The sequence below is a fragment of the uncultured Porphyromonas sp. genome (assembly GCF_947254915.1).
Classification (GTDB): domain Bacteria; phylum Bacteroidota; class Bacteroidia; order Bacteroidales; family Porphyromonadaceae; genus Porphyromonas.
Genome location: NZ_CAMYEZ010000062.1, coordinates 1 through 12,012, shown reverse-complemented (window position 1 = coordinate 12,012; position 12,012 = coordinate 1). Strand labels below are relative to the sequence as shown.

The 12,012-nt window shown below is 52.4% G+C and carries 11 protein-coding genes; 6 read left to right on the top strand and 5 right to left on the bottom strand.

Going from position 1 to position 12,012, the window contains the following annotated elements; genetic code table 11:
- Positions 1-61 precede the first annotated feature (61 nt).
- From Q0X57_RS04965 to pyrB, 5 genes are all read right to left on the bottom strand, one after another.
- Positions 62-1,051, bottom strand: coding sequence for a calcium/sodium antiporter (locus Q0X57_RS04965; protein ID WP_297728505.1), 990 nt, complete (start codon positions 1,049-1,051; stop codon positions 62-64).
- A gap of 30 nt (positions 1,052-1,081) precedes the next feature.
- Entirely contained in the window at positions 1,082-2,374 is a 1,293-nt protein-coding gene (locus Q0X57_RS04960) for a TPM domain-containing protein (protein WP_297728502.1), read from the bottom strand.
- Between the two features lie 112 nt (positions 2,375-2,486).
- Positions 2,487-3,107, bottom strand: coding sequence for a LemA family protein (locus Q0X57_RS04955; protein ID WP_297728499.1), 621 nt, complete (start codon positions 3,105-3,107; stop codon positions 2,487-2,489).
- A 25-nt stretch (positions 3,108-3,132) separates the two neighbouring features.
- Positions 3,133-3,618: an aspartate carbamoyltransferase regulatory subunit gene (gene pyrI / locus Q0X57_RS04950; RefSeq protein WP_297728496.1), complete on the bottom strand. Its 486-nt coding sequence runs from the start codon at positions 3,616-3,618 to the stop codon at positions 3,133-3,135.
- A gap of 13 nt (positions 3,619-3,631) precedes the next feature.
- Positions 3,632-4,546, bottom strand: coding sequence for an aspartate carbamoyltransferase (gene pyrB / locus Q0X57_RS04945; protein WP_297728512.1), 915 nt, complete (start codon positions 4,544-4,546; stop codon positions 3,632-3,634).
- Positions 4,547-4,982: 436 nt separating this feature from the next.
- On the opposite strand from pyrB, the gene rpsU reads away from it, so the two are divergent.
- From rpsU to msrA, 6 genes are all read left to right on the top strand, one after another.
- A complete protein-coding gene (gene rpsU, locus Q0X57_RS04940; protein WP_025882577.1) occupies positions 4,983-5,180 on the top strand; it encodes a 30S ribosomal protein S21 in 198 nt (65 codons plus the stop codon).
- A gap of 358 nt (positions 5,181-5,538) precedes the next feature.
- Positions 5,539-8,151 carry a TonB-dependent receptor plug domain-containing protein gene (locus Q0X57_RS04935; RefSeq protein ID WP_297728508.1) on the top strand — a complete coding sequence of 871 codons (2,613 nt, stop codon included), beginning with the start codon at positions 5,539-5,541 and terminating at the stop codon, positions 8,149-8,151.
- Between the two features lie 20 nt (positions 8,152-8,171).
- Positions 8,172-9,473 (top strand): hypothetical protein, encoded by a 1,302-nt coding sequence (locus tag Q0X57_RS04930; protein WP_297728493.1) that lies wholly within the window; start codon positions 8,172-8,174, stop codon positions 9,471-9,473.
- Positions 9,474-9,749: 276 nt separating this feature from the next.
- Positions 9,750-11,039 carry a phosphoserine phosphatase SerB gene (gene serB, locus Q0X57_RS04925; protein ID WP_007365088.1) on the top strand — a complete coding sequence of 430 codons (1,290 nt, stop codon included), beginning with the start codon at positions 9,750-9,752 and terminating at the stop codon, positions 11,037-11,039.
- Positions 11,040-11,069: 30 nt separating this feature from the next.
- On the top strand, positions 11,070-11,390 hold the full coding sequence (locus tag Q0X57_RS04920; protein ID WP_297728488.1) for a Dabb family protein: 321 nt from the start codon (positions 11,070-11,072) through the stop codon (positions 11,388-11,390).
- Positions 11,391-11,394: 4 nt separating this feature from the next.
- Positions 11,395-12,012 (top strand): peptide-methionine (S)-S-oxide reductase MsrA (gene msrA / locus Q0X57_RS04915; RefSeq protein ID WP_297728485.1); only part of this gene is annotated, 618 nt, incomplete at its 3' end.

The following is a 12,012-nucleotide window of genomic DNA, read 5'->3' as shown; positions in this document are numbered from 1 at the left end:
GAGACTCAACCACATCTGATTGAGTCCCCTCGTTGTGTCGTTTTGTTTGAGTAGTAGCGCGCTATAGAGCCTGTATTATAAGGTAGGTCATGTAGGCGACGTAGACGATGAGTAGCGCCACGCCCTCCTTGCGACTGATCATAGCTCGCCCCATGACGTTGCTAAAGATGAAGAGGAGGAAGACAGCCACCACCATTATCATATAGTCCATAAGCTGTATACCCGCTGGAACTAGAGGCGTAATCGTAGCTGAGGCGCCGAGGATGAAGAGAATGTTGAAGATACAACTCCCCACGACATTGCCGATGGCAAGGTCTGGCTGACGCTTGGCAGCTGCCACGACTGATGTCGCCAACTCTGGTAGCGAGGTCCCGATGGCTACGATGGTGAGTCCGATGATTGCTTCGCTCACACCCCACGAGCGTGCTATACTGGAGGCATTGTCAACGAATAAGCGTCCACCGAAGATTAGAAGAGCGAGTCCACCGATGACCTTAACAATCGATAGAAGCATTGCGGGCTTAGCGCTTTTGGTCTCTAAGGGTGGTTGGTCAGCTTCTAGCGTCTTTTCCTTAGGAGCTGACATGAAGGCTAGATAAAGGTAGAAGATGAGGAAGCCGAGCAGGATGATGCCATCTCCACGATCAATGATGTTGCCCGAGAAGCCCCCCGTAAGAAGATGATCACTCGCCATGACGAGACAGATGGCCGTGACCAGCATGGCCATCGGTATATCCCGTCGCATCGCATCGTGCGTCACACGGAGCGGGTAGATCACAGCACTAACGCCTAGGATAAGAAGTATATTAGCGATGTTGCTTCCCACCACATTGGCGATGGCGATGTCAGGCTTATTGGCAAAAGCCGAGGTGATGCTCACGACTAGTTCAGGGGCTGATGTGCCAAAGCCAACAATCGTGAGACCGATCACCAGTTGCGACACGCCAAGGCGCTCGGCAATCGTCACAGAGCCACTGGTTAGGTAATTAGCCCCAGCAGTAATCATAACCAAGCCTAGGATGAGTAGTAAGAAGTAGAGTAATATTGACATAATACTTAAAATATAAGGTATAGCACACGTTTACCAGCCACCAGTGGCTCCACCGCCACCGCCTGAACCTCCGCCGAAGCCTCCGCCTCCGAAACCGCCACCGCTGAAACCGCCGCCACCTCGTCCGAATGATCCTCCGAGGATAGAACCTATGATAGCTCCCGTGACAAAGCCCGAGCCATCGTCACGGTAGACTGTGTCATCCTTGTGGTGATCTTGATCACAGTAAAGGCAGTGATACTCCTCACGGTTGATATAGGCGATACGCCGATCGGTAGAGCGCAGACGCTGCGTACCGACTCGCTGCATAGCGTAGGTTCCGCAGTGCGGACAACGCTTGTAGGGTGAGCCTCCGACTACTTCGCCATAACGCTCTACAGCACCACAGTTGTCGCATTGCTTGACCAAATAGTGCACGCTACCAAGTCGCTCTTCCAATTGTTGTGCGGGCGTAAGGAGCGATAATTTATCCGTGCTGGAGAGTCGTTGCAACTTGTTTTGATGGCATATTGCACAGCGGAGCGCCTCCTGAGAGAGGCGATAGCGCAGGATAGCGTAGAGAGCAAAGAGTACGACGATGGCGCTCGCTATAAAGAGGAAGCTTCCACCGATCATTGCGATTAAGGCGATAAATACGAAGCTTACAATCTGCCTATTGAGTCGCTTGACCCTTTGCTCTGGAGCGGTCTGCTTGTCTCGGTAAGAGGCCAGCATGACGACACAGAGGATCAGCACCAAGAGGACCACCAATCCATTGAACACACCCTCCGCCACTTGACCTTCCTCGGTACCATCGGTGCGAGTAGCCCCTTCGTAGTTGGCCGAGATGGTCTCTTGTATCGCCTGCACGCCCGAGAGAATACCTGTACTATAGTCACCACGCTTGAAGTGTGGTGCCATACGATGAGCGATGATCTGACTACAGAGCGCATCAGGTAGCACGCCCTCTAGTCCGTAGCCCGTCTCTATGCGTATCTGACGACTATCTAGCGAGATGAGCATGACGAAGCCACTATTGTCAACCTTAGAGCCAACGCCCCAGCCACGCAGTATCCCTAGTGCGAGCTCCTCGATAGAGCCTCCATCGCCTATAGTCGGGAGGGTGATGACGACACCCTCCACGCCATGCGTCTGGCGCAGACTTTGGAGCGTCTCGTTGATACGTTGTAGAGCTTCAGGCTCGATGATGTGCGCTACGTCCGAGACAAACTGCGTGCTGTCCTGTAGCTGTACATTGGGGATATCCTCCCACGACAAAGCCTTCTGAGCAGGTAATGCCCAGAAGGATAGCAATAGTCCGAGGAAGAGTAACGTGCGCTTCATAAGAGGACTTAGAGATTAGAAGTTAGAGGTTAGAGATTAGAAGAACTAGGGGCTAGAAAGATCTCATCTCTAATTTCTAACCTCTAACTTCTAATCCCTAAATCTCTAACAACTAAAACTTCACTTGAGGAGCTTGCTCTGCGCCAGCCTCTGCCTGGAAGTAAGGACGCTGACGAAAGCCAAAGAGTCCCGCGAAGATGTTCGTCGGAAAGCGACGTACCTTCGTATTGTACTGCTGCGCCTCATTGTTGAAGTCCATACGAGCCGTCGTGATACGGTTTTCCGTACCCTCTAGCTGAGCTTGTAGCTGACGGAAGTTTTCGTCTGCCTTGAGTTCAGGATAACGCTCCACCACAACCATCAGTCTATTGAGTGCACTGGTTAGGTCTCCCTGAGCTTGCTGGAACTGATTCAGTTGCTCTTGAGTCATTCCATCACCAGCCTGTACGATTGGTTGCGAAGCCTTAGCACGCGCATTGATCACCCCCTCAAGGGTCTCACGCTCGTGAGAGGCGTAGCCCTTGACCGTCTCCACAAGGTTAGGGATTAGGTCGGCACGGCGCTGGTATTGGTTCTCCACTTGGCTCCACGAGGTATTCACCTGCTCGTCTAGCACCACGAGCGAGTTGTACTGACCCACGCCCCAAAAGACAAGGAGCAGTACGACAGCCACGACGATGATCGTTAAGGTGAGACCACGACGTGACTTAGGGGCTGTAGTTTGATCTGTCATAGTATTCAAAGTTATTTGGATTAGATTATTGTAGCTCGATGCGCTCCTCCGAGACCTTGCGTCCACAGTAGTGGCAGCGCAGCACCTCGTGCTCGGCATCAATTAGGTGAAAGTGAGTACACACTGGCTCATTGTTCGTAATGCACTTAGCATTGGGGCACTTAACGAAGCCAATGATCTCCTCCGGGAGGTGTAGCGTCCGCTTTTCCACCACTTCATAATCCTTAATTATATTGACATGCACATCAGGGGCAAGGAGCGCTATACGGCTTGCCTCCTCATCGGAGAGCATCCGTCCAGAGATCTTGATGATACCCTTCTTGCCTAGGTAGCGACTATCTAAGTTGTTGCCTATCGTGATAGGCTCCTCCATATCTTCGAGCTGTAGGAGATGGGCTATCTTAAAGAGCTTTCTGGGGGGAATGTGATCTATCACGGTGCCATTGCAGATGGCTGTGACCATCATCCCCTCTTGCTGCTTGATTAGAGCTTTCTGAGACTTAGCATTCATAGTGTGTAGTGTGTTACTTATCAACTTCTATACCGAGCACCTCGCAGAGTATCGACTGGCGTATGTAGAGCCCGTTCTGAGCTTGGCGAAAGTACTCCGCCTTGGGACTGCTATCCACATCGATATCAATCTCATTGACCCGAGGTAGTGGGTGGAGGATGCGGAGATTGTCCTTAGTCCCTTGTAGCATCTCCTTATTAAGTATGTAGACATCCTTGACACGCTCATACTCCTCCATATCGGTAAAGCGCTCCCGCTGCACCCTAGTCATATAGAGTATGTCAGCATCGGCAATCACCTCAGAGGTAAAGAGCGAGGTCTCCTCATAGCGCAGATCATGCTCATCGCAATACTGCCTGTACTCCTCGGGAAGCCTCAGCTCAGGCGGTGCGACGAAGGTAAAGCGAGGCGAGAAGAAGCGCATCCCCTCTATGAGCGAGTGGATCGTACGTCCGAAGCGCAAGTCACCCACCATCACGATGTGTAGATCCTTGAGAGTGCCCTGCGTAGAGCGAATCGTGTAAAGGTCGAGGAGCGTCTGCGAAGGGTGCTGATTGGCACCATCGCCAGCGTTGACAATCGGCACGGGCGATACCTCCGTAGCATAGAGAGCGGCGCCCTCTAGGTAGTGCCGCATAATAATCACGTCGGCGTAGTTAGAGACGATCAGGAGGGTGTCTTTCAGCGACTCTCCCTTTGTCGAGCTACTAGACTTAGGATCGGAAAAGCCGATGACTCGTCCGCCCAACCTATTGACCGCCGTCTCAAAGCTCAGTCGGGTACGCGTCGAAGGTTCGAAAAACAGGGTGGCACCCACCATCCCATCCATTAGATGGCGATTAGGATTAGCCTCAAAGAGTGCAGCCCGATCCAAGATACGCAGTATATCCTGCTCAGCGCACTGCTCGATAGATACGATATGCTTCATCATACGGCACAGTCTATTTTCATTTCATCCGTAAAGGTACAAAAAAGGCTAGACTAAGATACACGCCTATCGCACCTGCTCAGTGTACCTATGGAGGAAATCAGAAAAATCCACGGAGCTGTTGCTGATTCTCCAGCGAGGAAAGAAATAATTCTTCGGAACTTTGATTTCTTTCTTCCGAAGTTTCATTTCATTCTTCCGAAGTTTTATCTCTCGTCTCCGTGGAGAATATCTCTTTTTCAGTGAGGGATTCAAGATTTCCTCCGTGCAGAATTACTGTGCTTGGGACGTTCTGACATACTCTAGACATCGGAAGTGTTGACCAGTTCAAATAAAGTTCGTACCTTTGCCTTCCGAAGTAAAGGACAAGCAGAGATTGTCCCAAAAAAATATTCTCATCAAACAAATATAACACACAAAGAACAGTTAGACAAGTATGATAATTGTACCAATCAAAGAGGGCGAGAACATCGAGCGTGCGCTCAAGCGTTATAAGCGTAAGTACAACGATACCGGTATCGTCCGCACGCTACGCAAGCGCCAAGCATTCCAGAAGCCCTCAGACGTCAATCGTCGCATGATGGAGAAGGCTCGCTACGTGCAGTCACTCCGCCAGGAAGAGCTAGACGCTTAAGACCCATCGAGGACTACCCTACTACGAGCCTGCTCCTATGAGAGCCTTCGTGTTCTCTACATAGGCTCACGAGATAAGTAGCGCCTCTACGATGATGATATAGAATATTTACGTAGGGAGTCCCCAGTTGGGGTGCTTCCTACGTCTTCTGTACCCAGTACTACTCATTCGTATATATTGAGAGGTGCTGGGCTTTATTGTGTCATCTCGTCTGAGTTTAACAGATATGAAACAGCCAAGAGCGAGTTTTGTTAAGGCTTTTAGTTACTTTTGCCAGTAGCTAGAGCTCATGTCGATACTGCTAACCAGCTCTAAGCCGTTGCTACACTAGAAGATACTAATCACTAACAGTTAATTTATCGTGAACCGTTTATTGCTTATCACTACAGCGCTCGCACTCTTACTAGCGAGTAGCTTCTCGTCGCTTGCGCAGGTGCAGGTGACGGGCAAAATCCTTGAGAAGGGTTCGGACGAGCCTATGCCTAGCGTAACCGTCTACACCAATGGCGGAACCTCTGGTACTTACTCCGAGCTAGATGGATCCTTCAAGCTTAGTGTCTCGGCTGGCAGTCAGCTCACACTGAGCTTCGTTGGTTATGAGACAACGCAACTGCGTGTACCAGCCTCTGCACAGGGGCACTACGACTTTGGGAAGGTCTACATGGCGACCAATGCCATCGGACTAGACGAGGTGCGCGTCATCGCATCGGTCGTGCCCAAGGATCGACTGACGCCAGTGCCCGTCTCCAACGTCACAATGAAAGCTATCCAGACGCAAGCTCCAAACATTGAGTTCCCCGAGCTACTCAAGGCGACTCCTTCAGTCTACGTGACCAAGGGTGGCGGTGGCTTTGGTGACTCCCGCATCAACCTGCGTGGCTTCGACTCTAATAATATAGGTGTCCTGATCAACGGTGTGCCTATCAATGATATGGAGACAGGCAAGGTCTACTGGTCCAACTGGGCCGGTCTCAACGACGTCAGCAGCTTCATCCAGGTGCAGCGTGGTCTAGGTGCCTCTAAGCTAGGTCTCTCCTCCGTCGGAGGTACCATCAATATGGTGACCAAGAGCACCGATGCCAAGAAGGGCGGTAGCATCTACACAGGTGTAGGTAATGATGGCTTCCTCAAGACCTCCTTTAATGTCTCTACAGGCCTTATGGACAACGGCTGGGCTATCTCTCTCGCAGGCTCTCGTAGCCAAGGCGATGGCTACGTCCGTGGTACTAACTTCGTCGGCTGGAGCTACTTCGTCAACGTCTCTAAGCGCATCAACGACCACCATCGTCTATCTTTCACCGCCTTTGGAGCACCCCAGTGGCACAACCAGCGTGGACAGATGTACCTCATCGAGGACTATCACAACGCAGCTGAGGGCCGTCGCCTCAACCGTGGCTACGGCTATATGAATGGACAAATAGAGGGCGGTGCCTACGCTCGCAACTTCTACCACAAGCCTCAGATCTCCCTGAACCACTACTGGGATATCAATAAGGAGAGCAGCATCTACACCTCCGTCTACGCCTCTATCTCTAATGGTGGTGGCCGTCGCATACGTGGTGCTAAGACCGACTGGCTCACAATCGACTACAACACCGGTCGTCCGAAAGACCCCGCAGCCTTTATGGGTACTCCCGATGGCTTGCTAGACTTCGATCGTGTTATGGAGGCCAATAGAGCTTCTGACAACGGCTCTCAGCTCATCTTCAGTAATGCGGTAAACTCGCACAACTGGTACGGCCTACTCTCCTACTACACCAATAAGTTTAGCGACCTCTTCAAGCTAACCGCTGGCTTCGATGGACGCTTCTATCAGGGCATCCACCGTGAGGTCATCGAGGATCTACTCGGTGGTGACTACTATATAGAGCCTCAGAACTCATCGACCAAGCTTATGTACCACAAGCCCTACCAGCCTCTCAAGGTGGGCGACCATATACAGTTTGACAACATCGGTGAGGTCTTGTGGAACGGACTCTTCGCACAGGGTGAGTTCACGGGCGAAAACTTCAACGCCTTCATCTCTGGAGCTATCTCGCACAAAGGCTACCGCTACGTCAACCTTGGCGGTACAGGCGAGAAGTACGATGCGCTGACCCCTCCCGATAAGATCGTCTCTCCGTGGGCTACTTACCTGCCTTGGAGTGTCAAGGCTGGTGCCAGCTACAAGTTCCTCGAGCACAGCAACGTCTTCGTCAATGCGGGTTACTTCACCATTGCGCCATACTTTCGCAATGTCTTCTTCCGCAACAACACGACCATCAATACGGGTGCTAAGTACGAGCGCGTCTTCACGGGCGAGGTCGGCTACGGCTTTAAGATGCAAAAACTTCGCATCGACCTCAACGGCTACTATACCAAGTGGTTGGACAAGAGCCTCACACGTCGTATGGGCAACAACACAACGGCCAACATTTCTGGTCTAGATGCTCGCCACGCGGGCGTCGAGCTGGAGGCTACCTATACGCCGATCAAGCCACTTGACATTCGCTTCATGTTCTCTTGGGGCGACTGGATCTGGGCTGACGACGTCAAGGCTGATGTCTTCGACGATGCGCAGCAATATGTCGGCACGATCAATGCTTTTGTCAAGGGCGTACACGTGGGCAACTCAGCTCAGATGACCTCTGCACTCGGTATCTCGTGGGAGGCGCTCAAGGACTTCCGTCTCAAGGCTGACCTCAACTATGCTGGCAAGAACTACGCAGACTTTGACCCGACGAACCGCTCCAAGGAGACCGACAAAGTGGATGCTTGGCGTATGCCTGACTACTTTACGCTAGACCTAGGTGCTAACTACCGCTTTAACATCGGCTCTTGTGACGCTACCGTCTACATCAATGTCAACAACGTGACCAACACCGAGTACATCTCCGACGCTCGCGATGGTAAGAACCACGACATGAAGTCAGCGCTCGTCTACTACGGCTTCGGCACCAACTGGGCTACTGGTCTACGCATTAACTTCTAACTCTCAGACACGCAAATAATATGAAACAGATCACACAGCTCCTTGCAGCCGCAGCACTCCTGCTGCTCACCGCCTGCAATCCGATGGAGCAGATATACAAAGAACTAGACTCGGTAGACCATCCAATAGAGAAGAGTGTCGCCTACGCTCTCACCGATGCTGACTACAAGACGATCGCCACAGCCTTTACCAAGCAGGAGGAGGCGGGCTACACCGGCTCTAGCAAGGAGGAGTTTATGAAGCAGGTCAAGCATGAGGCGAACTATGTCAAGACGAACCGCACGCTCACCGCTTGGGTCTCTCCCGACAAGTACGTCCCAGCCCTCATAGCTAAGATGTACCCCGAGTGGGGCAAGGGCTCTGCCGTGACCGTCTCTTATGCCATGCAGCAGGATGCCACTTTGGACAAACTCATATCAGTCACGGTCTCAGCCGACGATGCTACCAAAGCTGGTCTCACGGCAAAAGACCCTAACAAGCTCTCCAAAGATGAGATCACTAAGCTCGGCAAGTACCTCGCAACGACCTATGCGGACAAGGGTACCAGCTATCTAGCGAAAGTAGCTCTCGCTGATGGGCAGCGCAACATGCTCTTCATCGGAGAGCGTCTCGCAGATAGCCACACCTACAGGGTCATCTCACCCGCAGAGTACCAAGCTATGGGCAGTACGCACGACAACTTCAGCAGCTCGATGCTCCCCGAGCGGTACATTCCGCAGCTACTGCAGCAGAGCATGCCATACGCTCAGCCAGGTAATCAGCTTATCGTGGTCTACGAGTGGTTTGAAAACAAGTTCACCACGCCTGAGTACCAGAGCTTCAAGCTCGAGGGAAATCAGTGGCGTGTGGCTCAGACCTCAAGCCAGTTTGTCAATATCGGCAAGCAGTGGATCTTCGACCCGACCATCCGCTTCACGCTGACGGCCGACGACTTTATGATACTGCACGCATGGGTCAAGGCTAATAAGCCCGACTACATCAGCGAGAAGCATCCCAACAATGAGGAGTGGTGGTTCTGCGGTAGTGCTCACTACAAGAACTTCAACATCGACGGCGGCAAGAGCGTCGGGGCTCGTCCCGATGAGGAGGGCAAGTCTGCCGAGGATCTATTCAAGCTACGCCTAGAGCGCATCAAGGAGGGTCTCAAGCTCATCCTCAGGGCACGCTATGCGGACAAGCCTGCACAGACCAACGGCATTGACCAGATGTACGTCATCACCACTGGTCTACGGAAAAACTATACCAATAGCACCGTGACCTTCACCTACAAGGGTCTCGGCGGTGGCAACTTCGAGTACGTCTCCGGTCCAGACGCGATCTAACTCAGCGCACTAACTTAAGAAGCTTAGGGGCGGTCGGCTTATCGGTCGGCGGCCCCTATTTCTTTGCCTTGCCACACTTCGCATCATTTGTACGGCACTGTATTCGTATCACTTACGAGTTCCAAAAATGGTTCCCCTCTTGGAGCTTTTTAGTTCCAAGGAAGGAACTCTCCAGTTCCAGCGGTGGAAAACAAAGTAGAGCTACAAGAGTTTGGATTTTTCACTACCTTTGAAGCGTAAAACCATTATACTAACGACTTATCTTAACCTAATCAGATGAATACACCAACACTAAATGAACGAGGCAAGCTGATGCTGGCGACCATACAGGGCTACGATCGCCCTGGCGTGACCGCCTCGCTCATGGGCGTCCTCGCAGAGCATGGCGCATATATCCTAGACATTGGTCAGTCAGACATACATAGTCACCTGAACCTGGGCATACTCTTCCAGATGAATGAAGATGACTCGGGCTCCGTACTGAAGGATCTACTCTTCAAGGGGTACGAGCTCAACGTACAGATACGCTTTACCCCTATCTCTACAAACGAATATGGCGAATGGGTCAATGCGCAGGGCAAGAACCGCTACATCATCACTGTCGTAGCACGCAAGATGACCGCTGGCATGCTCTCGGCTGTCGCTGGAGCGGCTGCGGAGCAGGGACTTAACATTGATAACATCCGTCGCCTCACGGGTCGTATCCCGCTAGACCAAACGCAGCAGGCTCCGATGGCGAGCATCGAGTTCTCCATGCGTGGCAATATCAAGGATGTCCACACCTTCCAGCTAGACCTCCTGCAGATGAGTGGCGAGCTTGACATGGACATCTCCTTCCAGAGGGAAAGTATGTTTCGCCGTATGCGTCGCCTGATCTGCTTCGATATGGACTCGACGCTGATCCAGACCGAGGTGATCGACGAGCTGGCGATGAGAGCTGGCGTAGGCGACCAGGTCAAGGCAATCACCGAGCGAGCTATGCGCGGTGAGATAGACTTCATCGAGAGCTTTACGGAGCGTGTCGCTCTACTCAAGGGGCTGGACGTCTCTGTCATGGAGGATATAGCACACAACCTCCCAATTACCGAAGGATGTGAGCGACTTATGCGCACGCTCAAGGTAATGGGCTACAAAACCGCTATCCTCTCAGGAGGCTTCACCTACTTCGGGCATTACTTGCAGAAGAAGTTTGACATAGATTATGTCTATGCCAACGAACTAGAGGTGGCTGATGGCAAGCTCACGGGTCGCTACGTGGGCGACGTGGTCGATGGGCGTCGCAAGGCTGACCTCCTTCGTCTGATCGCTCAGGTAGAGCGTGTGGATCTCTTGCAGACGGTAGCTGTAGGCGATGGTGCCAACGACCTGCCGATGCTTTCGCTAGCAGGACTAGGTATCGCCTTTCACGCTAAGCCCAAGGTCAAGGCAAGTGCCGAGCAACGCATTTCGTCCGTTGGTCTCGATGGCATCCTTTACTTCCTAGGCTACAAGGACTCGCTCTTTGATGAGCAGATGATAGAGTGCATGAAGGATGGCACCTGCTCAACACTCTTCCCACACCACTAATCGTCTAACCCTTTACTTCTCCCATAACACATGATACGTCATTGCGTCATCTTCACGCTACAACTACCCGGCTCCGCTGAGGAGCAGCTGGCTCATCTGAAGCAGATCGAGCACCTCCTCGAGAACCTCCCCGAGCAGATCCTTGAGCTGGAGTCGATGGAGGTCTTCTTCAACTGCAACCCCAACGAGGAGTCTACCTTTATGCTTCAAGCTGATGTAGAGGATCTAGAGGCTCTCTCAGCTTACGCTACACACCCCGCTCATGTCCAGATAGTAAATGACCTTATCAAGCCGTACAAAGTGGGTCGCACTTGCATTGATTATAAGTTGCACGACCATTATCCTCACTAACGCTATGTCTAGAGAAACCGCACAGCCTCAAGAGCTAGACACCGTCTATCTCGCTGGGGGGTGCTTCTGGGGAATGCAAGCCTTCTTTGAGGAGGTCGACGGAGTCGTCTCTACCGAGGTGGGCTATGCCAATGGCACGCTCGGTCGACAGCCCTCTTACGAGGAAGTTTGCACAGGCGAAACGGGCTTTGCCGAAACACTGCAGGTAGTTTACGATGCAGGGCGTGTGCCACTAGGCTTTATCCTAGAGCGCTACTTTACCGTCATCAACCCCACCACGCTCAACCGCCAAGGAGCCGACCAAGGCACGCAGTACCGCACGGGCATCTACTACACGAAAGAGGAGCAACGACCGATCATTGAGAAGGCGCTCACTTCGCTACAGCAGGCTTATGCTGACCCCGTCGTGGTCGAGTGCAAGCCTTTGGACAATTACTACCCCGCTGAGCAATACCATCAGGAGTATCTACGCAAGAACCCTGGGGGCTACTGTCACATCGGCCGTACACAGATAGCACGTGAGAGCTACGTCCGCTACGTAGACCACGAGGCGCTCCGCAAGCGACTCACGCCGATGCAGTATCACGTGACGCAGGAGGCTGGCACGGAGCCTGCCTTTGAC